22 protein-coding genes are annotated in these 21519 nt (G+C 60.2%); 10 read left to right on the top strand and 12 right to left on the bottom strand.

Annotation, left to right across the window (positions count from 1 at the left end; translation table 11 throughout):
- Window positions 1-32 precede the first annotated feature (32 nt).
- Both greA and ACNPM8_RS14135 read right to left on the bottom strand, forming a co-directional pair.
- Entirely contained in the window at window positions 33-527 is a 495-nt protein-coding gene (gene greA / locus ACNPM8_RS14140; protein WP_105657447.1) for a transcription elongation factor GreA, read from the bottom strand.
- A gap of 289 nt (window positions 528-816) precedes the next feature.
- Complete coding sequence (locus tag ACNPM8_RS14135) at window positions 817-1236, bottom strand: DUF4307 domain-containing protein (protein WP_133833085.1); 420 nt, start codon at window positions 1234-1236, stop codon at window positions 817-819.
- 239 nt (window positions 1237-1475) lie between these two features.
- On the opposite strand from ACNPM8_RS14135, the gene mca reads away from it, so the two are divergent.
- From mca to ACNPM8_RS14110, 5 genes are all read left to right on the top strand, one after another.
- Window positions 1476-2342 (top strand): mycothiol conjugate amidase Mca, encoded by an 867-nt coding sequence (gene mca / locus ACNPM8_RS14130; RefSeq protein ID WP_105657493.1) that lies wholly within the window; start codon window positions 1476-1478, stop codon window positions 2340-2342.
- A gap of 43 nt (window positions 2343-2385) precedes the next feature.
- Window positions 2386-2667 (top strand): hypothetical protein, encoded by a 282-nt coding sequence (locus ACNPM8_RS14125; RefSeq protein WP_105657449.1) that lies wholly within the window; start codon window positions 2386-2388, stop codon window positions 2665-2667.
- Window positions 2668-2699: 32 nt separating this feature from the next.
- Entirely contained in the window at window positions 2700-4814 is a 2115-nt protein-coding gene (locus tag ACNPM8_RS14120; protein WP_448940044.1) for a thioredoxin domain-containing protein, read from the top strand.
- 119 nt (window positions 4815-4933) lie between these two features.
- Window positions 4934-5695: an isoprenyl transferase gene (locus ACNPM8_RS14115; RefSeq protein ID WP_105661709.1), complete on the top strand. Its 762-nt coding sequence runs from the start codon at window positions 4934-4936 to the stop codon at window positions 5693-5695.
- 256 nt (window positions 5696-5951) lie between these two features.
- On the top strand, window positions 5952-7268 hold the full coding sequence (locus ACNPM8_RS14110; RefSeq protein WP_105657452.1) for a PhoH family protein: 1317 nt from the start codon (window positions 5952-5954) through the stop codon (window positions 7266-7268).
- Here the strand turns inward: ACNPM8_RS14110 and ACNPM8_RS14105 are convergent.
- Entirely contained in the window at window positions 7265-8083 is an 819-nt protein-coding gene (locus ACNPM8_RS14105; protein ID WP_400342548.1) for a hypothetical protein, read from the bottom strand. The genes ACNPM8_RS14110 and ACNPM8_RS14105 overlap by 4 nt on opposite strands.
- A gap of 83 nt (window positions 8084-8166) precedes the next feature.
- Here ACNPM8_RS14105 and ACNPM8_RS14100 point away from each other — a divergent pair, with 83 nt between their 5' ends.
- The 3 genes from ACNPM8_RS14100 (at window position 8167) to ACNPM8_RS14090 (ending at window position 9778) form a co-directional block, all read left to right on the top strand.
- A complete protein-coding gene (locus ACNPM8_RS14100) occupies window positions 8167-8670 on the top strand; it encodes a prepilin peptidase (RefSeq protein WP_400342550.1) in 504 nt (167 codons plus the stop codon).
- A 4-nt stretch (window positions 8671-8674) separates the two neighbouring features.
- Window positions 8675-9142, top strand: coding sequence for an NUDIX hydrolase (locus ACNPM8_RS14095; RefSeq protein WP_400342552.1), 468 nt, complete (start codon window positions 8675-8677; stop codon window positions 9140-9142).
- Between the two features lie 117 nt (window positions 9143-9259).
- Window positions 9260-9778, top strand: a complete 519-nt coding sequence (locus tag ACNPM8_RS14090) for a GNAT family N-acetyltransferase (protein ID WP_448940043.1) — start codon at window positions 9260-9262, stop codon at window positions 9776-9778.
- On the opposite strand, the gene ACNPM8_RS14085 is transcribed toward ACNPM8_RS14090, so the two are convergent.
- The 4 genes from ACNPM8_RS14085 to ACNPM8_RS14070 form a co-directional block, all read right to left on the bottom strand.
- Complete coding sequence (locus ACNPM8_RS14085) at window positions 9775-10965, bottom strand: dipeptidase (RefSeq protein WP_400342556.1); 1191 nt, start codon at window positions 10963-10965, stop codon at window positions 9775-9777. The two genes, ACNPM8_RS14090 and ACNPM8_RS14085, sit on opposite strands and share 4 nt — an antisense overlap.
- Before the next feature lie 121 nt (window positions 10966-11086).
- Window positions 11087-12499 carry a class II fumarate hydratase gene (locus ACNPM8_RS14080; protein ID WP_400342557.1) on the bottom strand — a complete coding sequence of 471 codons (1413 nt, stop codon included), beginning with the start codon at window positions 12497-12499 and terminating at the stop codon, window positions 11087-11089.
- 129 nt (window positions 12500-12628) lie between these two features.
- Window positions 12629-13258, bottom strand: coding sequence for a carbonic anhydrase (locus ACNPM8_RS14075; RefSeq protein WP_105657459.1), 630 nt, complete (start codon window positions 13256-13258; stop codon window positions 12629-12631).
- 66 nt (window positions 13259-13324) lie between these two features.
- Complete coding sequence (locus ACNPM8_RS14070; protein WP_400342560.1) at window positions 13325-13999, bottom strand: DUF4245 domain-containing protein; 675 nt, start codon at window positions 13997-13999, stop codon at window positions 13325-13327.
- 156 nt (window positions 14000-14155) lie between these two features.
- Between ACNPM8_RS14070 and glpX the strand changes: the two genes are divergently transcribed.
- Window positions 14156-15190, top strand: a complete 1035-nt coding sequence (gene glpX, locus ACNPM8_RS14065) for a class II fructose-bisphosphatase (protein WP_105657461.1) — start codon at window positions 14156-14158, stop codon at window positions 15188-15190.
- A gap of 107 nt (window positions 15191-15297) precedes the next feature.
- On the opposite strand, the gene manA is transcribed toward glpX, so the two are convergent.
- From manA to ACNPM8_RS14045, 4 genes are all read right to left on the bottom strand, one after another.
- A complete protein-coding gene (manA, locus tag ACNPM8_RS14060; protein WP_400342562.1) occupies window positions 15298-16506 on the bottom strand; it encodes a mannose-6-phosphate isomerase, class I in 1209 nt (402 codons plus the stop codon).
- A gap of 66 nt (window positions 16507-16572) precedes the next feature.
- On the bottom strand, window positions 16573-18198 hold the full coding sequence (locus tag ACNPM8_RS14055) for an LCP family glycopolymer transferase (protein WP_105661716.1): 1626 nt from the start codon (window positions 18196-18198) through the stop codon (window positions 16573-16575).
- Between the two features lie 17 nt (window positions 18199-18215).
- The gene (gene purE, locus ACNPM8_RS14050) at window positions 18216-18746 is read right to left on the bottom strand and encodes a 5-(carboxyamino)imidazole ribonucleotide mutase (protein WP_105657464.1); all 531 of its coding nucleotides are present in this window, start codon (window positions 18744-18746) and stop codon (window positions 18216-18218) included.
- Between the two features lie 74 nt (window positions 18747-18820).
- Window positions 18821-19981, bottom strand: a complete 1161-nt coding sequence (locus ACNPM8_RS14045; protein ID WP_448940042.1) for a 5-(carboxyamino)imidazole ribonucleotide synthase — start codon at window positions 19979-19981, stop codon at window positions 18821-18823.
- Window positions 19982-20157: 176 nt separating this feature from the next.
- Between ACNPM8_RS14045 and ACNPM8_RS14040 the strand changes: the two genes are divergently transcribed.
- Window positions 20158-20727, top strand: a complete 570-nt coding sequence (locus tag ACNPM8_RS14040) for a GtrA family protein (RefSeq protein ID WP_105657466.1) — start codon at window positions 20158-20160, stop codon at window positions 20725-20727.
- Here ACNPM8_RS14040 and ACNPM8_RS14035 read toward each other — a convergent pair.
- Window positions 20724-21452 carry a TIGR03089 family protein gene (locus tag ACNPM8_RS14035; protein WP_448940041.1) on the bottom strand — a complete coding sequence of 243 codons (729 nt, stop codon included), beginning with the start codon at window positions 21450-21452 and terminating at the stop codon, window positions 20724-20726. The two genes, ACNPM8_RS14040 and ACNPM8_RS14035, sit on opposite strands and share 4 nt — an antisense overlap.
- Window positions 21453-21519 lie beyond the last annotated feature (67 nt).

Genomic DNA, 21519 nt, shown 5'->3' with positions numbered 1-21519 from the left:
CGGCCTTCGGACTTTGCATTGCAGCCTAGTTGCTAGGACTGGTAAGGCTTTGCAGAGATGATCTCAACCTTGATGTCGCGGCCGTTTGGAGCCAAGTACGACAGCTTGTCGCCGACCTTTGCGCCGTGCACGGCAACGCCAATAGGGGACTGCTCGGAGTAGACCTCGAGGTCGGTGTCGCCGGCAACTTCGCGGGAGCCGAACAGGAAGGTGGTCTCGTCGCCCGCGATATTGGCGACAACCAGCATGCCTGGCTCAACAACACCGTCATCGGCAGGAGCATCGCCTACATCGGCGCGGCGCAGCAGATCCTTCAGGTAGAGGATGCGCGCTTCGGCCTTGCCCTGCTCTTCACGGGCGGCGTGGTAACCGCCGTTCTCCTTCAGGTCACCTTCCGAACGTGCCTGCTCGATACGGGCCACGATCTCGGCACGTCCCGGGCCTGAGAGGAAAGTCAGTTCGTCCTGGAGCCGATCGTAGGCTTCCTGAGTCAGCCAAACGACAGGTTCGTTGCTGTTGGTGCTCACGTTGTACTTCCTTTGGTCAGTTAGGACTTCGCTTGGCCTTGGGACCGATAAGTGGTCCTAAAGCCGAAAGCCACCGAAACGGTGGCGTCGACGAAGTCGGATTCGGTACGGATCTGAGGGCTCGCACGTTATGGGCGATGCAAGCAAAGACCCCGCCAGGCTCATGTCCTAGTACTCAGCTAGAACCATGCGCCGATGCGGGGCGAAACGTATCTTTTCAACGATAGTAGTCGCCAAAACGATTTAAGCCCAATAGATTCAGCTATTAGGGGATGAAGAAGCTGAAATATTAACCCTTGTATTCCTGCGGAACCTCGTAGCAGGACTCCACGCCAGCGGTGGTCGCCAGGTTGTCGGTGTGCAGGTCGATCTCCAGGCGCTGGGTGATGTGCCCGGTAGCTTCTCCAGGATCAAGCAAAATGGAGTCGTATCCGACGATGGCCTTGGATTCGTTCATCGCACGAATATCGCACTGCACACGGTGCTTGGTGTTGTATTCGACTGCGACGATGGCCTTGGCCTTGGTTGCGGAAATGACCTCGAACTCGATGTCCTGCGCGCTGATGGCGCTGTAGTTGTTGAAGCCGACATAGGCGGCCCCCGCAACGCCGACCGAGAGCGCGGCAGCAATTAGCCAGTTACGCGTTTTCCTGGGAAGACTGCGTTTCTTGGGGTTGTTGTAGCGAGCCGTTAAGCTTGGATCAGACATTATTTGCCTTGCACCACTCTCTTGCCTGGCGGCATTTGAACTGGGAATGCCGTACGTTGGTTCCTTACTCAAGTTTACCGTCTTTCAGCATGGGGGAATAACCGGTGGTCGGCTGTGAGTTGTTATGGATGACGGACAGATTCGAAGCTTCGGGCCGTCCAAAAACGTGGCATAAGGAAAGAAGATAAGTGGAGATTCACGACGTGAAGAAAATTGCTCCTTCGCAGGGTCTGCGGCTCATGGCTATTCACGCGCACCCGGACGACGAATCTTCAAAGGGTGCTGCAACGATGGCTGCCTATGTTGATGCTGGCGCAGAAGTGATGGTCGTTTCCTGCACCGGCGGTGAGCGCGGGGATATCCTCAACGCCGCCGCCGGCGAACTCGCCCATGCGCACCGCGACCTCGCGGGCGTCCGGCGCACCGAAATGGCTGAGGCAGCCGCAGTGCTGGGCGTCAAGCACCGCTGGCTGGGCTATGTGGACTCCGGCTTGCCGGAAGGGGATCCGCTGCCGGAGCTGCCCTTTGGCGCCTTCGCCTTGCAGCCAGTTGAAATCGCTGCTGCCGGCATCATCAAGCTGATCCGTGAATTCCGACCCCACGTCATCACGACCTATGACGAAAACGGCGGATACCCCCACCCGGACCACATCCACTGCCATAAGGTTTCAACCTTTGCCTTTGAGCACGCGGCTAATCCGCAGATGTACCCGGAACTGGGTGCGCCGTGGTCGGTGAGCAAGTTGTACTACGACCGTGCATTCGCACCAGATCGTTTCCGCACCTTGCACTACGCGATGCTGGAAGCAGGTTACGAGTCCCCCTACACCGAGCGCGTTGCACTGTGGGAAGCGGACGAGGAAAACCAGATGTTCAAGTGGGTTTCCCCACACACCACGACAACCCAGATCAACTGCGCGGATTTCTTCTCGCAACGCGATCAGGCGTTGCTGGCCCACAGAACCCAGATCGACCCGGAAGGTTTCTTCTTCGCCGTACCGGAACACGTCTACGCGGAGCACTGGCCGTGGGAAGACTACACGCTGATTTCCTCCAAGGTAGCTACCGAGTTGCCCGAGACCGACCTGTTTGCCGGACTAAGATAGTACTAAGCGCTTTCCAGTACTAGAAAAGAGTTGTCTTTACATCGTGAACACGATCTTCGAATCCCTGGCTCTGACTTCCTCGACCCTTGGTGTCGGTACGGAGACCAGCAGCGAATACGGTCCAGGATTCCTTGGATTCATTTTCACCGCAGCCTTGGTGGTTGCCGTGATCTTCCTGATTCGCGACATGGTCCGTCGAGTTCGCCGCGTGCGCTACACCTCGGAAGCCGAGGCAAAGCAGCAGGAAATGGTGGCCAAGGGAGAAGAGCGCAAGCTTCAGGAATCCGAAGAGCCGCACGACCCGAAGACCGACGAACAGCAGTAGGCGCTTTGTGAGCTGCGCGATAGCATGATTGCGTGGCTCAACGACTCGCTGGCTCATCCAGCCAATACCTCAGACAGCATTCGCACCAACTTGTCGACTGGTTCCCCTATGGGGACGAAGCCTTCGAACAGGCCCGGTTGCGCGACGTACCGGTCATGCTTTCCATCGGCTATGCTGCCTGCCATTGGTGCCACGTGATGAGCCACGAGTCTTTCGACGATCCTGAAATCGCGGCGCTGCTGAACGAAAACTTCGTAGCTATCAAGGTGGACCGCGAAGAGCATCCGCTCGTGGACGACACCTACATGCTGGCTACCCAGGCGCTCACCGGTGCCGGTGGTTGGCCGATGACGATTTTTGCCCTTCCTGACGGGCGTACCGTGCATGCCGGCACGCACTATCCGAAGACACCCCGTGGCAAGACCCCGAGCTTCCGCCAGGTGCTCAACGCCGTCCACGAGGCCTGGGAAACCAAGCGCGCTTCGCTGGAAGAGCAGGCCCAGATGCTCGCCGCGCATTTGGCAGAACTCGGAAGCCGCCAGAGCTCGCTGTTGTCGCTGCAGTCGCAGCAACCAGCAGAGCAGGCCTTCGGCGCAGCACTTGATCGATGGGTTGCCGCCACCAAGCCGGAAGGCGGCTTCACCCCGGCACCTAAATTCCCGCCGACCTGGGCTCTGAAGACACTGTGGCGTGCAGTGGTCACCACCCCTGACCGCGCCGCCGAGGCCTTCGCCGCAGCGGCCACCCATCTCGAAGCGATGTTCCTTGGCGGCCTGCAGGATCATGTTGATGGCGGTTTCGCCCGTTATTGCGTTGATGAGAACTGGTCGGTCCCGCACTTCGAGAAGATGCTCTACGACAATGCCGGTCTGCTTTCACTGGCGGCTCGCACCAGTGTCCTGGCGGCAGAATTCGCCCGCAAGTCCGAAGGGGAGATAGCCCAGCGCGCGCAGAATCTCGCCGGGCTCGCCCAGCGCAGTGCCCAAGGCATTATCAACTTCCTCAGCGAGGAACTGCTCACCGCATCTTCGGCCGCTCCAGCTTTCGCGGCTTCCCTGGATGCCGATTCATCCCGTGATGGCCACCAGATCGAGGGCGCGTACTACACCTTTAGCCGCGAGGAAATCGCACTGGTCTCTGACCCCTTGATTCAGCGGCTGCCCAAGGGGCTGTTGCGTTTCGCGCCTGTGGCCGAGGACCCGCAGAACTTCTGCTTCTCGCTGTTGAGGGTTCCTGAAACGAACGAAATCGGTGTTCTCCATGAACTGCGAGATGCAATGCGCACCCTGCGCCGCTCGCGAATTATGCCTGTCCGCGATGAGAAGGTGATCGCCTGTTGGAACGGGCTGGCCATCGAGGCCTTGTCTGAAGCCGCGCTGCTCCTGGACCAGCCAGAAGCCTTGGCGCTCGCCGAGAAGGCAGCAACCTCGGTGTGGACGATGCAGTGGGACGAAAAAGCCGGACGGCTGGCCCGCGTGAGCTTCGCCAATCGTGCTGAGCACGGCAATGAAGGCACCTTGCAGGACTATGCCGCCCTGGCCCTGGGATTCTTGGCGTTGGGCCAAGCCAGCGGGCACAAGCAGTGGGCCGAGCGTGCCAGCGACTTGCTGGGGCGCGCTGCCGACTTCGTAGACCCGGAAACCGGGGTGCCGCGTGACGCGGTCCAAGCCGATGCGCGCATCGCAGCCCAGCGCAGCAATATTGCTGCCGTCACGGTGCTTGATGATGCGCTGCCGGCCTCGGGTGCGCTCTACGCCAAGGCGCTGGCGATGCATGCCCTGCAGTCCATGGCGGCGGGAGACTACACCGAGGCGGATGCGGCGGACTTGGAAAGCGCCCGCGTACTTTCTGCCCACGCCCTGGCCTTGGCCAGCGACGCGCCAACACAGGTAGCGACCGCCTTGGAAGTGCAGTGCATAGTTTCCAGCCCGGTCCAGTATCTTGCGCTGTCGCAGTGGGATTCGGCAGAAGCCAAGCGCGTGCGTTCGGTGGCGTTGAGCCTCGGATTGAATGTGCGCCACGATCCGTCGCTACCTGGTGCGGCCCAGACCGTCCAGATCCAGCCTTGCCGCGAAGAGCTTTGCCAGATGCCTGTAGCCGGGATGGACGGATTGTTCTCGTTGTTCGCTTCCGGAAAGGGTGCCTGAGCCCGGCAGAATGTGTCCATCGTGGACGCGGTGAAGCGGGCAGATACGCATGCTGGGCGATAAATAGCGGTAGATTTAGAACCTAGAGTTTTTGGAATCTATCGAAAGGCAGGGACAAGGTGCAGCTTCCGAACCTTGCGTACCGTTACTACGAACGGCGCTTGGCGAAGTCCCTCCCTGCCGACAAGCTTCCGCACCATATTGGCGTGATGGTCGATGGCAACCGCCGGTGGGCCAAGCTGGCCGGCACCCCGACCATGGCAGGCCACCAGGCCGGTGCGGACAAGATCCTGGAGTTCCTCGATTGGTGCGAGGACCTGAACATCCAGATGGTTACCTTGTACATGCTCTCCACCGACAACCTCAATCGAGAAGCCAGCGAGTTGCGCGACCTCTTGGAAGTCATCGGCACGACCCTGGACCGTCTGGGAGAGACCAACCGGGTCAAGGTCCAGCAGGTGGGAGCCAAGGACCTGCTGCCTGAAGACCTGGCGCAGAAGCTTGCCGCGCTGGAAACCGTTACCGCCAACCGCACCGGCGTTCATGTGAATGTGGCCATCGGCTACGGCGGACGCCGTGAAATCCTTGATGCTTTCAAGTCACTGCTTTGCAAGGCCGCCGAGGATGGACGCACGGTCGAGGAACTTGCCGCCGGACTGTCCACTGAAGACATCGAATCGGCACTGTACACCAAGGGCCAGCCAGACCCGGATTTGGTGATCCGCACCAGCGGGGAACAGCGTCTCTCCGGCTTCTTGACCTGGCAAAGCGCGTACTCGGAGTTCTACTTCTGCGAGGCATTGTGGCCGGATTTCCGCCGCGTGGATTTCCTGCGTGCGCTGCGCGACTTCGCTGATCGCCAGCGCCGCTTCGGCACCTGAGCCCCGAATCGTGCACCCGGCTCAGCTGTTCAGCTAATCGTTACCTGAACGTAGTCCCCAGGTAGCGCTTCAAGGTCTATGGTGATCATAAGGCCGGGGCAACAAGACCCAGCTGATCGAAGGGTTCCTCACTAGATGACCAAATGCAGCGCCAGCCGGAGCAATTGCCGGAATCGCCTTGGACATCCGGTGTCGGGATTCCCCACTTACGCGTGGGGAGAGTCCCCACGCCGGATTCGAGAATGGGTGCGCTGCCATGACACGAACAGCCGAACAGGGTGTACGAACCTACGTCATTGATACTTCGGTCTTGCTTTCTGACCCGAAAGCCATGTTCCACTTCGATGAGCACCATGTCGTGATCCCGCTGACTGTCGTCACCGAGCTGGAACATAAGCGCAAGGATCCTGATCTGGGCTTCTTCGCACGCCATGCCTTGCGTGTGCTGGACGAGCTGATTGCCAGCCATGGGGGATTAGCCCAAGCGGTGCCCGTGTCCAAAACTGGTGGAACACTGCGCATTGAACTGAACAACATCGCCCCGGAAGTCCTGCCGGTAGGCATGCGCTCAGGCGATAACGATTCACGCATCCTGGCTGTCGCCAAGCACCTGCTGGATGCTGGCCTCGACGTTGCGCTGGTCACCAAGGACCTGCCGATGCGCATCAAGGCCTCTGCCATGGGCATCCATGCCGAGGTATACCGCAATGAGCTGATCGCCTCGACCGGGTGGACCGGCATACAGCAGCTGGAACTGGGCGAAGAGACCATGGCCAAGCTCTACGAACATGAACAGCTTCTGAACCACCCTGCGGTCGCCGATGAACCGATCAACACCGGGTTCGTCATCACATCCCCGCGCGGAAGCGCCCTGGGCCGCAAGGTCGATGCGAACACCTTGAAACTGGTGCGCGGCGACCAGCAGGCCTTCGGATTGCATGGACGCAGTGCAGAGCAGCGCATCGCCTTGGACCTGCTGATGGATCCATCCGTGGGCATCGTCTCCTTAGGCGGCAACGCCGGAACCGGTAAATCGGCGTTGGCCCTGTGCGCCGGAATGGAAGCAGTGCTTGAACGCAGGGAACACCGCAAGATCACCGTGTTCCGTCCGCTCTATGCCGTGGGCGGCCAGGAACTAGGCTACCTGCCGGGCTCCGAGGGAGAAAAGATGGGACCTTGGGCCCAAGCGGTCTTCGATACCCTCGGCTCGATCGTGTCGAAGAATGCCATTGATGAAGTGGTCGAACGCGGGATGCTTGAAGTCCTGCCGCTGACCCACATCCGCGGGCGTTCGCTGCATGATTCCTTCGTCATTGTTGATGAAGCCCAGTCGCTGGAACGCAATGTTCTGCTCACGGTGCTATCGCGCATCGGGCAGAATTCCAAGGTGGTGCTCACCCATGACGTGGCACAGCGCGATAACTTGCATGTAGGCCGCTACGACGGTGTCGCCGCGGTCGTGGAACAGCTCAAGGGACATGCCCTCTTCGGGCATGTGACCCTGACCCGTTCCGAGCGCTCTGCTATCGCCGCGCTAGTCACCAACCTGCTCGATTCGCCCACCTTGTCCTAGGATTGGCGCTCGCTGCGCAGCTCCCACGGAATCGGCGCCCGCACGTCGGTAAGCGTGGGAGCTGGGGCGGTGAACAAGGAATCGATGTAGTACTCGTTCTGGGCCAGGACCTGAAGCGACAGCTCCGGGGCTGCAGGCGTCCCTGGCTGGGCGGAGAGCACCCGGCGGCTCAGGCAGACGCCTGTTGCCAGATCCAGTACCACGAGGGTTCGTGTCCCGGCGGGAACGAGCGGGCAGCTGGCCAGCGCGGGCTGGTAGTTGTGCCCCGCAGTGAGAACGGCGGCTAGAGCAGGCCGGTTGCCATGGGTGATTTCTGCGAGTTCGTGAATGTAGGTGGGGTGGTCGAAAGCGAGGTCATGGGCGGCAGGCTCGGTGCCGGCAAGTTCCACCGGATCGAGCATAGGTTCCCAATGCTCCAGGGGCAGCAACCCATTGAAGCCGGAAATTTGTGGGCGGCGCAAGATCAGGTGGTCTGAGGTATAAACCGGGGAGGTCAGTGAGGCCGGCAGTTTCCATGAGGAATTGGTGGCTGCGACGTAGCCTCGGCTCCGGTCTGCGGTGAACTTCTCCTTTTGGTACACCAGTTGTCCCTCGGCCGAGCGCACGGCTATGGCTTCTCGCTGGCGGAGGATGGCGGTCAGCTGGCCTTCCAGGCCTTCGTCCGGTTGGGCGTAATGCTCCGGGACCTGGACCTGGAACTGCAAGGAGGTGCTCAGCCATGGGGCGGACCGGGCCAAGGCACGGAAACGACGACGGGCCGCCGACTCAGGGGCGGAGTGCCCGGGGAAAAGAACTGGAACTGCTGGAACGTCCATACTCCAATTGTAGAAGCGGCTGAATTATTCACAAGAGGAAGACCCCTCTGCCGAAGATCCGATGAGGTGCCTATGCTCTATGCATGTCAGAAATTTGGAACGTGGCACAGGAAAGCCCGGCCACCGCAGCGCTGGTTCTCCTCCAGCTGGCCTGCTTTCTTGGTTTCGGGTTCCTCCTGTCCAAGGAAGACATGGCGACGCATCGTTTGCCCAACCGGCTACTGGCTTACTGGTTGGCGGCCAGCATCGTGGTGATCGCGCTGCTGGGGATCTTCCGTTCTGATGGGCATGGGCTGCTGATGAGCCTTTTGGGGTTGCTGCTGCTTGGCGGAGGCTATCTGCTCCTCGCGCTGATTTCCGCTGGGGCAATGGGCATGGGCGATGTGAAGCTGGCCGGCGTGCTGGGCATGAATCTCGGATACTATTCCTTGTCCAGCTTGTTCTTCGCGACCTTGCTTGCCTTCCTGCTGGCCACCGGCTGGGTTATCGGGGGCGTGGCCGTGCGGAAATTGACGCTGAAATCAGCGGTCCCTTTCGGCCCCTTCATGCTCATTGGGTCTTTAGCAGTGCTGCTTATGGCACGATGAAATCATGGCAACTCCAGAATTCGTAACCCATCTTCGAGAACGCATCGGTCATGAACTGCTATGGCTCTCCGGGGTGAAAATCGTTGTCCTCCACGACAGCCGGGTGCTGTTGGTGCGACGTGCCGACAATGGCAAATGGACCCTGCCGGCAGGAATTATCGATCCAGGCGAAGAGCCTTCGCATACAGCACACCGCGAAGTGCTGGAAGAAACCGGCGTCGAATGCGAAATCACGGACCTGTTGGGGATCGGGGTGACAGCTCCCACGATGTACCCCAATGGCGATCACGCGCAGTACCTGGATGTAGTTTTCAAGGCTCGGCACCTTTCCGGCACCGCGAAGGTCAACGATGACGAGAATTTGGAAGTGGGTTACTTCGAACTGGCTGACCGGCCAGAACTCCCGCCGCTGCACGAACGGGCGCTGCAATGGGCGATGGACCCTCGGCCCGGTGGCTATTTCGCCAGTTGACGCTTCCTGCCTTCAACTCCGCTGTGGCATGCGTGAATGCCACCGGCATGAGCTTAGACTTGCTCCATGACCGGGAATGGACTGATTGAACCTTCTGCCGCACTGCATGCTTCCTTCATGCGGAGCACAACCGAATGGGCGGGGGCGGAGCAGGACGGGGCCTCGGTCTTCTACGCTGCCAAATACGGTTGGGATCTGCGCAACGCAGAAGACTTCGCGCAGTGGGTCCAGCTGCTCAAGGATCTGGAAAAGCCGCACTTCACGCCACCGGAAGGCTTCGTTGCGCAAAGCACCCTGTGGCTAGCGCACGACGATGAGTACTTGGGCGCGGTCAGCTTGCGTCACGAGCTGGGCAATGATTTCCTTCGCGAAGTCGGCGGGCACATCGGCTATGGCATACGCCCGAGCGCCCGTGGCAATCGCCTGGCCAGAACCGCGCTCGCCGGATCCCTGGAACAAGCCCGCAGCCTTGGCCTGCCGCGGGTCCTGCTTACCTGCAACGACTCCAATACTGCTTCGGCGCGAACCATCGAAGCTTGCGGCGGAGTCCTCGAACGCGTCACTCCGGTTGCCGAAATCGGGCCCCGCTTCGGCTCCACTGAGGACCTGCGACGCTATTGGATTGAACTGAGCTAGTTCGCTGGAAGCACCTCGCGGAATACGCGCAACGTATTTCCGCCCATGATGGCCGCGATTTCCGTATCCGAATAGCCGCGATTCATCAGTTCCTGGGTGATGACAGCAATCTGGCTGGCATCCCATGCGACGGTAGTTGCTCCGTCGAAGTCGCTGCCCAAACCGACGTGTTCGATTCCTGCGACTTTGATGACGTGCTCCATCGCGTCCACCACCGAATCCACATCCAGGGTGCAGACCGCAGCGTCCCAGTAGCCAATTCCGATAACGCCGCCGGTCTCGGCTATGGCCTGGATCTGATCGTCAGTGAGGTTCCGGTTCACATCGCAGGTGGCTTGGACACCGCCGTGGCTGAATGCCACGGGTTCAGTAGCCAGGGAGAGGACTTCATTGAAAGCCGCGTCGCTGGAATGCGCCAGGTCGACGATGACCCCCAGCTCTTCCATGCGCTTGAGTGCAGCACGGCCAAGGTCGGTGAGCCCTGATTTCTCGACCCCGTGTTTGGAGCCGGCCACCGAGTTGTCGAAGAAGTGCGTGAACCCGGCCATGCGCATGCCATCGTTGAACAGGACATCCACGTTCCTGACGTCGCCCTCAAGATTATGCAGGCCCTCTACCGAGAAGAGGCCTCCGGTGACCTGCTGGCCGCTCTTGCGGTCCTTGAACAGTTGGTCGAGCTCGGCGGTGGTGGTGATGGTGCGCAGGGTGCCTTGCGAGTCGGCGGCGTCGTCGCGCAGTTTCTTGGCCTGGTAGCGCGAACGCTCCAGGAGCGAGAACCAGGTCTGAGGCGGTTGCAGCTGGACAATGCCCAGCAGCGTGATGTTATCCGATTCGGCGCTATTGGAGTCGTAATTCTGGCCGACGGGCGACTTGGATACCGAGGAGAAGACCTGCAGGGCGACATTGCCTTCTTCCATGCGCGGCAGGTCGACATGGCCGCGGTCCGAGCGCTTGAGCAGCGAACGGTCCCACATCAAGGTGTCGGCATGCATGTCGGCAATCTGCAAGCGCGAATGCAGTTCCGAGGCGTCGTCGCCGACCGCTGGCAGACCCGTGGCCTCGATCTTATTGCGGGTGTTTTCCACGATGCCGGGAGCAAAAGCGAAGAATGCGGCCAAGAGGACGACGAGCGTGCCGGAAATCCAGAGGCCAAGACGTTTAAAAGTGCGAGATGTGGTGCGGGTCATAGGTGGAGGCTAGCAGATGTTACCGGTAAGTAGGAGTCTGTTTTCCCGGGTTAAAGTACGCTACCGCGACCCGATGCCGAGCATCGAGCCGCGGTAGCAGCAGGGGTGGAGCAGCAGGGAATTAGTGCTTGCCCACCATGGTGGAAACATCCAGAAGCTGGTCGAGCTGTTCCTCAGTGACTTCACCGCGTTCAACGAAGCCCAAAGCGATGGTTGCTTCGCGTACGGTCAGCCCCTCGGCGACAGCCTTCTTGGCGATCTTGGCTGCGTTTTCATAGCCGATCAGCTTATTCAGCGGGGTGACAATCGATGGGGAAGCCTCGGCCAGGAAGCGCGCGCGTTCCACATTGGCCTTGATGCCGTCGATCATCTTTTCGGCCATCACCGTTGAGGTGCTGGACAGCAGGCGAATGGATTCGAGCAGGTTGGAGGCCATGACCGGGATGCCCACGTTCAGCTCGAAGGCGCCGTTGGTTCCGGCCCAAGCGATGGCGGTGTCGTTGCCGATGACCTGGGCTGCTACCTGGATGGTTGCCTCCGAAATGACCGGGTTGACCTTGCCGGGCATGATGGAGGATCCTGGCTGCAGATCAGGGATCGCAATTTCTCCCAAGCCGGTGTTGGGGCCGGAGCCCATCCACCGCAGGTCATTGGCGATCTTGATCAGCGAGATAGCGATGGTGCGCAAAGCTGCGGAGGCCTCGACCAGTCCGTCGCGGTTGGCCTGTGCTTCGAAATGGTTGCGCGCCTCGGTGATGGGCAGGCCGGTGTCTTCGCGCAGGAACTCGATGACCTGCTGCGGGAAGCCGTCTGGGGTGTTGATGCCGGTGCCTACCGCGGTGCCGCCCAGGGGAACTTCGGCAACGCGTGGCAGGGCCGCTTCGATGCGTTCAATGCCGTAGCGTACCTGTGCTGCGTAGCCGCCAAATTCCTGGCCAAGGGTGACTGGGGTGGCATCCATCAGGTGGGTGCGGCCGGATTTGACCACATCCTTGAACTCGGCGGACTTCGCCTCCAGCGAGGAAGCCAAGGTTCCGAGGGCCGGGACCAGGTCATTGAGCAGAGCTCCGGTGGCGGCAACATGCACGGACGTCGGGAAGACGTCGTTGGAAGATTGCGAGGCGTTCACGTGGTCGTTCGGGTGGATCTCGGTGCCGCTGTCCCGGGCCTTCAAGGCACGGGTGGCCAATTCGGCGAGAACTTCGTTGGTGTTCATATTCGAGCTGGTTCCGGAACCGGTCTGGAATACGTCGATGGGGAAGTGCTCGTCGTACTGCCCGGTAGCGACCTGATCGGCTGCGGCCACAATGGCCTCAGCGCGTTCTTCGTCGAGAACGCCGAGCGCCAGGTTGGCTCGTGCGGCGGCCTTCTTGACCTGGGCCAGGGCCTTGATATGCGAGGATTCCAAGGTCTTGCCCGAGATCGGGAAATTATCGACGGCACGCTGGGTTTGCGCGCGGTACAGGGCCTGAGCCGGAACTCGGACTTCGCCCATGGTGTCATGTTCGATACGGAAATCGTCACTGTTAGTCATGAGCCCAGAGTACGCCCGAACCGTCATCGAATGACAGGTCTCTGACGTAAACATCACAACCAACAGTGACGCTTCACCGATTTGGGAATAAAAGCCGTTTTACAAGGCTTTTCCTGAAGCTTGGAGCTTCTAGTCGAGGCCCAGGCTGGAGACCAGCTGGGCACGGCCATCGTGCAGGTGGTAGGCAACGCCGGCGACCGCGGTGCGGCCCTCTTCGATGGCCAGCGCGATGATGCTGGACAGGTCGACGAGACGGTCGGTGGTCTGCTTGACGTGCTCGACAACGGTGCCGTTCACGTCGGTGATGCCCTTGCGTTCGGCGGCATGGACTGAAGGGGTGATGTGCTCGACCAGGTCGCGAACGAAGCCCTTGGGCATGTTGCCAGTTTCCTTGGCTTGGATGGCGCTGGTAATCGCACCGCAGGAGTTATGCCCGAGGATGACGATCAACGGTACGTTCAGGGCGTCAACGGCGAATTCCAATGAACCGAGGCTTGCTGGATCCAGGACATGGCCTGCGGTACGCACCACGAACATGTCGCCCAAACCCACATCGAAAATGATCTCTGCCGCAAGGCGGGAATCAGAGCAGCCGAAGATGACAGCGAAAGGTTCCTGGCCGGAGATCAACTTCTGCCGCCGAGCACTGTCCTGGTTGGGGTGCTGGGTATCTTCGTTGACGAAACGGAAATTGCCGGCGCTGAGCTTTTCCCAAGCCTCTTTAGGCGTCAGGGTCGGTTGTGTTGATTCAGAGAGCATGACTCAGATTCTACGGGATGCTGTTCGAATATCGAATATATGACTGGCTTTTCCCGTGAACGTGACTTAATCCAGCTCGCTAGCGACCTGTTCGGCAACACTGTTCAGCTGTTCGGCCGAGGTGTCACTGGAAAGTACGACGGTGGAGTCCTTGAACTCGGAGATCAGGTACGTGCTCTGGTCCTTGATGCGCACTTCCCACTGCGCTCCGCCGATGGTGCGAGTTTCGGTTGGCGTCGCCGCATCGGTGATCAGGGCAATCCATGTCGGGTTGGCGTCAGCAGCCTGGCGAACCCACACGAAGTTCTTGTCTTCGAAGACGAGGCCGCATTCCCAATAGGGAACACCCTGTGCAGTGTTAGCCTGCCAGCGAGCGAAGTTCGCGTATTCCTTCTCGCCCAGTTCCGGGGCGAAGATCTCAAAGCCAGAAATCTGTTCCGTCTGTTCCGCGGTGGCCTGCAGGTTGACGTCGCTTTCAAACGCGTCGTCCTTGGGCGGCGGGTTGAGCATGAGCACCGGAATGAGTATGGCAACCGTGAAGCCGATGGACAGCACCATGCCCTTGAAGGTCTGGTTCGCGCGCTTGGCCTGCTTCTCGGTGAGCTGCGGCTTGTACGGCAGATCCTCGAAGGTGGCATTCGGATCGTCGAGGCTTCGAGGGGACGCAGCAGGCGTCTGGGTACCGTTGGCCGTGTTGCCGGTAGCCGGGACGCTGTTCTCGGTGTTCTTCTCAGGTTGCACGCCTTCTATTCTCCCCGAAGATTCTGTGGAATTCGAACCAGAGTGCCCAAACGCACGTCGAACTATGAGCAGGCACTCCCGACACGAACTGTAAAGCGAAAACTCTAGAGGATAGAATGTCCTTGTTTGCATAGGCGCAATGACTACGACTCAGTGATGGGATCTTTCGTGACCGAAAAGAACAATTATGCCCACCTTTCTCCGCGACTGTCGGTTTCCGACGCGGAGCCGGACCGCAACCTAGCACTGGAGCTGGTGCGTGCAACCGAAGCGGCAGCCATCGCTTCCTCGCCGTGGGTCGGATTCGGTGACAAGAATGCCGCAGACGGTGCCGCAGTCGACGCCATGCGCGGCTTGCTGTCCACCGTGAACTTCAACGGCGTTGTCGTGATTGGCGAAGGTGAAAAAGACGAAGCTCCAATGCTGTTCAACGGAGAACAGGTTGGCAGCGGCACCGGCGCCGAATGCGACGTCGCAGTCGACCCGATTGACGGAACCCGTCTGACCGCGCTGGGCCTGAACAACGCCCTGTCCGTGTTGGCCGTAGCCGACCGCGGTTCGATGTTCGACCCCTCCGCCGTGTTCTACATGGAGAAGCTGGTCACCGGGCCAGAGGCAGCCGAGCTCGTTGACCTCCGCCTGCCAGTGAAGCAGAACCTGCATCTGATCGCCAAGGCCAAGGGCAAGAAGGTCAGCCAGGTGACTGTGACCATCCTGGACCGCCCACGCCACGCTGGCCTGATCGAGGAGATCCGCGCGGCTGGTGCCCGCACCAAGCTGATTATGGACGGTGACGTTGCCGGCGCCATCGCCGCAACCCGCGAAGGCACCGGCGTTGACGCGCTGATGGGTGTCGGCGGCACCCCTGAAGGCATCGTGACCGCCTGCGCTATCAAGGCGCTGGGCGGCGTGATCCAGGGCCGCCTGTGGCCAACTGATGACGACGAGAAGCAGAAGGCCATCGACGCCGGCCACGAATTGGGCCGCGTGCTGACCACGAACGACTTGGTGACCTCGGATAACTGCTACTTCGCAGCGACCGGCATCACCGATGGCGACCTGCTGCGCGGTGTCCGCTACAAGGACAACCGCATCCACACCCAGTCGATCGTCATGCGTGCCAAGTCCGGCACCATCCGCTTCGTCGAGGGTGAGCACCACCAGGATAAGTGGGAAGCCTACACCCGCTAATCCGCATCTGATTGCAAAACTGCGAGCCATGGACTTGATTCAAGTCCATGGCTCGCAGTTTTGCGTTTGGCCCCTATAGTGCCACGAAGGGCCTCAGTGCAGTGCAGCTAGTCGATCTGGGCGCTGGCTGCGAAGAGCTGGCCCGGAACGGTGCCCTGCAAGATGGCGGTGGCTGGCAGTTCGGCCGCGGTGAGGAACAACGACTGCCCGCGGCTGATGCTGCGTTCGCCTTCACGCGTGGCTACCAGGAACTCACCGGCGGTGCACAGCAGCACAGCGGCACCGTGCAGCTGCAGATCAGCGGCAAGGCCCGGCTCTATGGGATCGAGTACCTGCAGCTGGAACTCTTCGAAGTCGGGCTTGTACAAGCGGTCATGGGTATCAAGGGCCACCGGCTCCAGGATCGGGGCAGGGGAGGGGGCGGCAATGGTGACGTCCAGCAGTTCGGGAACATCGATATGCTTGCTGGTCAGGCCTCCACGCAGCACATTATCCGAATTGGCCATGACCTCGATTCCCAAACCGCGCAGGTAGGCGTGGACGTTGCCGGCGCCCAGGCTGATGGCCTGGCCAGGCTCCAGGAAGATCAAATTCAGCAGCAGTGCGACCAAGACCCCCGGATCGCCAGGATAGATCTTGTTGATCGAGGCTAGCTCGGCGAAATGGGCATTGCCGTGCAATTCGGGGCTGCCTGCCACTGCTTCGCTGATCTGCGCTACCAGCTGGGAAATTTCGTCCCCCGCGGTCAGCACATGCTTGAAAGTCCGGGCCAGCGGATCGGTGCCCTGCAGCAGGTCGAGCAGCTGGCCTATCGGGGCATGCGCCGAGTCCGGCAGCTGCGCGGCCAGGATCTGCAGGTCTTCAACAATCTGCGCTGGTTGGCGGAAGCCCGATAGCGCCACGAAGTCGGTCAGGGCAAAGAGCATCTCCGGCTTGTGGTTGTCATCGCGGTAGTTGCGGTCAGCAGCATCCAACGGCTTGCCGTCCGCGTTTTCCTGGGCGAAACGCTCTTGGGCCTGCTTCAGCGTGGGGTGAGTCTGGATCGACAGCGGCTGGGTCGCCGAGAGCACCTTGAACAGGTAGGGCAGACGTCCGTAGCGCTGGGCGACTGCTGAACCCAGTATGTGCTCTGGATCCTCGGCGATGAAATCATTGAGCGCTGTCCCGCTATCGGAGATCCGGCTCGGGCACCCGGGATGGGCACCGAGCCACATCTCGGCCTGCGGGGTGGTTTCCGCGGGCAGATCGAGCAGATCGGAAATCTGCGAAGCAGATCCCCAGTGGTAGTCCCTAATCGCGTTTTTCAACTCGAACACGTCTTTTGACCATAGCCTTTCAGGAGCGGTAGTTGGGTCGCATGGCGGTCGGGGGGTCTTAACCGTTTACGGAACCGAGCATTCGTCGTTATTGGCCGCGATCTCTGAAATCAACGTGCGGTAGCCGGCCATTTCCAATTGCACCAGGTACTCTTCGGTGATCGGGCTGCCATCTGGCTGGGTGAATTCCGGGCTGTCCTCTTTCGACAGCTTCGGAGCATTGTTCACGTCAGTGGTTTCCGGCGCTTCTTCGGAAGCCTGGGTTGTTTCTTCCGGAGCCGAGGACTTGGAGGTGTCCTCGCTCTTTTCAGGATTGTCCTTCTTCTTTTCCTTCTTCTTCTCCGGCTCGTTCTGCTTTGCGATCAACGTCTGGATACGCTCTTGCAGCTTGTCGAAGTCGGGGTAGGTGGAGAAGCTGCGTTCGAAGTCCGGCGCACCGAGGGTCAAGCGGGCCATTGGCTCCTTGGAGACCTTCTCGGCCAGGGATACGAAGGAACCGAGCTGACCTGCTGGAATGTCGGTTTCAACGAGCTGTTCACCGGCGGACATGATCGAAGTGAAATTGCTCAGGATCGTTTGCGGCTTGAACTGCTTGATGATTCCCTGCTGCAAGCACTGCTGGCGCTTGATGCGGTGGTAGTCATCGGTGAAGTCGCGTGAGCGAGCAAACCACAATGCCTGCTTGCCGGTGAATTCGTGGGTGCCCGGTGCGAACCAGTGCGTGCGCACGGTGCTGTTTTCGTGGTATTTCCCGTTGTAGGGAACCCATCCGCCGGAGTCGATGGTGACCCCGCCCAATGCGTCGACAAACTGCTCGAACCCGGCCATGTTGATCATGACGTAGCCCTGGACAGGGAGCCCCGTGGTGCCTTCCAGCGCGTCCATGGCAGCTTGCGCGCCGACGTTCTTCACGGTCTCGGGGAAAGCATCCGCGTGCTCGGTTTCGGCATTGCGGTAGATGGCGTTGAAGATGCATTCGTCGCCGCAGTTGTAGCCTTCGGGCCAGATCTTCTCCATGGGCGAGCCCGGGGCGAAGCGTGCGCTCTGGAAGTTGCGCGGCACCGAGATCAGCAGGCTCTTGCCGGTTTTGGCATCAACAGAAAGCAGAGCCGCAACGTCGGTGCGGACGCCTTCGCGGTTGGCACCGGAGTCGGCACCGAACACTGCGATGTTGTAGCGCCCGTCGACTGGCTCGAAGGCGGGTCCTTCATCGAATACGGCCACAATGGTTTCGCGTCCGGTATTCAGCAGCGAGGCGCCGTAGATGAAGACACCGCTGGTGGCCACCACGGCTGCCAGGGTGAAAATGGTAACGATGGCACGCATGCCAGGGGCCAGCAGCTTAGGCCGGATAATCACCAAGGTGTTGATGAACATGATCAGCCAGCCCAGGGCCAGCGTGCCGAGCACGATGATCAAGAACAGCTGGAAGTTCGGGTGGGCAACCCAGCCGAGAATGATCGAACGATCAATGAAGTACAGGGCAACCAGCGCAAGAATGGCCAGCCAGCAGGCCATGGTGATGGACACTGCGATCCGTCCAAGCTTGCGATTTCCCGCGACCAGCTGAGCGCCGCCGGGGAAGAAGATGGTCAGCAGGACCAGGATCAGAGCCCGCTTGCTGCGCTGCGGAGAGCTGATGGTCTCCGGCTGGCGCAACGGACTTGGTGCGCGGTGACTAGCAGAACCCATGTACTTTTGGACTTTCCCTAGGAAGCGAAATTCTCGTTGGCAACTTCAGCGCGCAAAGCCGAACCCTTGGCATGGGCTTGCTCGCGCAGTGAATCTGCAAACTGAAGCAACTTTACCTGTAACGATTCGGCTAGCTCATCGGTTCCCGCTGCGAGCATGCGCACAGCCAGCAGGCCGGCATTGCGTGCTCCGCCAATGGAAACAGTTGCTACGGGGACTCCTGCAGGCATCTGGACGATGGAGAGCAGGGAGTCCATTCCATCTAGTTTAGCCAGTGGAACTGGAACTCCGATCACCGGCAGCGGTGTAACAGCTGCAAGCATGCCCGGAAGATGCGCTGCACCGCCTGCGCCGGCGATGATTGCGCGCAGTCCGCGTTCGTGGGCTTTCTTGCCGTAATCGATCATTTCTTCTGGCATGCGGTGCGCCGAAACGACGTCCGCTTCAAAAGGGATTCCGAATTCGGCCAGTGCCTGTGCGGCCAGGCGCATGACCGGCCAATCGGAATCAGAACCCATTACGAGGCCGACCAGTGGTGCTTCAGACATGAGATATTTCCTTGCGGTGTTCTAGTAAGAGCCGCTGCCCGGTACGCGGCAGCGGCTCTTGATCAAAATAAAGTCTAGACGGCGGCTTCGATGCCGTCGCGGATGAGCGCGGCAACCTTATTGGCCTGCGAACGAAGTTCATCTACGCTTTGCCCGGCGTTAGCCACAACGTTGACGTGGCCGATCTTGCGGCCCGGGCGCACGGACTTGCCGTAGGCATGGACTTTGACTTCTGGCGCGGCGGCCAAGGCGGCGTGGAAAGCCGAGTAGAGGTCCTGGTTGGCGCCGCCGAGATAGTTTTTCATCACAGTCACGCCCAGCTCGCGGGTTTCGCCCAGCGGCAGATCCAGAACCGCACGCAGGTGCTGCTCGAATTGGCTGGTGACCGAACCGTTCATGGTCCAGTGGCCGGTGTTGTGCGGGCGCATGGCCAATTCGTTGATCACGAAACCGGCTCCTGAACCCGGGGTTTCAAAGAGCTCTGCGGCCATGACTCCGGTGACGCCGAATTCTTCGGCGATGCGCAAGGCCGCATCGGCTGCGGTGGCCGCGGTGGCCTCGTCAATATCCTGGGCAGGCGCGATCACTTCATCGCAGACTCCATCAACCTGGATGGTGTGGACCACGGGCCAAGCCTTGGCCTCGCCTGAAGGGGTGCGGGCTACCAACGCGGAAAGTTCGCGGGAGAACTCGACCTTGTCCTCGGCCAGCAGCGGGCCATGGGCGAACCAGTCGGCGGAATCCTTGGCGTCTTGGGCATTGTCCAGCATGCGCACGCCCTTGCCGTCGTAGCCGCCGCGCGGGGTCTTGAGCACAATGGGCCAGCCGGTCTGCTCACCGAAAGCGATCAGGGCATCGACATCGTCAACCTTGGCCCACGCAGGGTTCGGTAGTCCGAGGCGTTCGATGGCCTCGCGCATGACCAGCTTGTCCTGGGCATGGATCAGCGCAGCCGGACGGGGCTGGATGTTGACGCCCTCATTGATCAGGGTGGTCAAGAATTCGTTGGGCACGTGCTCGTGGTCAAAGGTGACAACGTCCTTGCCCTTGGCGAATTCACGCAGGGTTTCGAGGTCTTTGTAGTCGCCTACAGGAGCGTCGGGAACGCTTCGCGCAGCCGAAACATCAGGACCTTCGGCAAGAACATGCAGTTCGAAACCTAGGTTCAGGGCCTCGGGGGCCATCATTCGGGCTAGCTGCCCGCCACCAATCACACCAATTTTTGGAAAGCTCACGATTACAAGGGTATCGAAAGCGACGTTGAGAATCGCATGCGCGTTGTCTGATTACTCTCACAATTCGGTCAATTTCCAGAAAGTGCCGATAAAATAGCAAGATCGCGCGCTTCTCGTAGTGCTTAGCGCGCCTTGTTACTGCTAGCCAGACGGGAACAATATTCCCTGGAGGACAATTGCTCGAGCGCATCAAACTCAAAATAGCCGGACTCATCTCGTTGCTGTGGCGCGAGGTGGCGAAGTTCGGCGTCGTCGGTGGCGTTGCGTTCATCATCGACTCGGGGATCTACGTCTGGCTCCTGCACGGTTCCATGAGCGATTCCCAGGTTAAAGCGAAAATCATTGCTGGCGTCGTCGCGACGATGTTCTCTTGGGTGGCCAACCGCTACTGGACTTTCCGCCACCGCCGCCAGGCCAATGTGGTGCGCGAGCTCGTGATGTTCATCATCATGAATGCCATCGGCTTGGGCATTGCCGCGGCCTGCGTATGGGTCACCAAATACTGGCTGGGCTTGACCGATCCCACCTCGGTGTTCATTGCCGGTTCGGTAGTCGGCTTGGTGCTCGGCACCATCTTCCGTTTCTTCGCCTACCGTTTCTGGGTCTTCGGCAGCGCGATGGATGCGGAGGAAGAATTCGCCCACGACCACGAAGTTCTGGGCAATCACAAGGCCGATACCGGCGCTGACGCAGCGCATTCCGCTGGCCAGGCCGATACCGGCACGGTACCGACGGTGGCTCGCTAATCCGCTGGTCGGTAGTCGAAGTTAATGCGTTCGCCGTCGCGCAGGCGCTGGGTCACTTCCATCCCGTCTTCTACTAGCACAATTCCGTCACCCGCTGCCCACTGGCCAACGGCGAAGGGCAGCAAGGAGAGCACGGGTTGCTGAGCACGCACTAGAATTGTTCCTTGCGCCTTAGCTTCGGTATCGAATAACGCAGCAAGGCTGACCGGGGCGTCACCATTGGTTGCGATGGCTGAGGCATCACCAGTTACTGGCGAGGGATAGAACTGATCCCCGTAGGTACGCACGGAGGCATTGAAGTCTTCTGCGACAGGGCCGAGATCCGAGCCGAAGGACAGCGCGAGAGCTGCCGGGTTCACGGCAAGGATTTCAGAGCTGCTGGGGATGCGCTCATCATCCGGTTGGGCTGTCACCCACACCGATGCCTGCTGTGCATCATCATGCCCAGCATCGACCAGCGTGGCGCCATGGTGCAGCGCGGCCAGGGCCACGACCAGGGACTTCCAATGCGCCGGCAAATCGAGCACCACGATCGAGTCTTCATCGAGGTCGAAAACCTCGCCCAAGAGATTGGCGCTTTTCGCGACCCAATTGTCAAATACCCGTCCGGACAGCTCGATGCGTTCCCCGCTGACGGAGTACCAGGTGAGCCATGGGGAGGCTGAACTGCGCCGCGGCGCGAGAAGATTCTCGACAAATGTTCGTGATTGTAGGCTATTGCTCATTGGATGTCCTTAAATTTAATTACTGAGAATTCACCGAGAATTCAGCCAAGACGGGACTCGCCCACCT

It is taken from the genome of Glutamicibacter sp. AGC46, from assembly GCF_053543715.1.
Note: the sequence above shows the minus strand (reverse complement) of the source record. Positions and strands in the feature narration are given on the sequence as shown.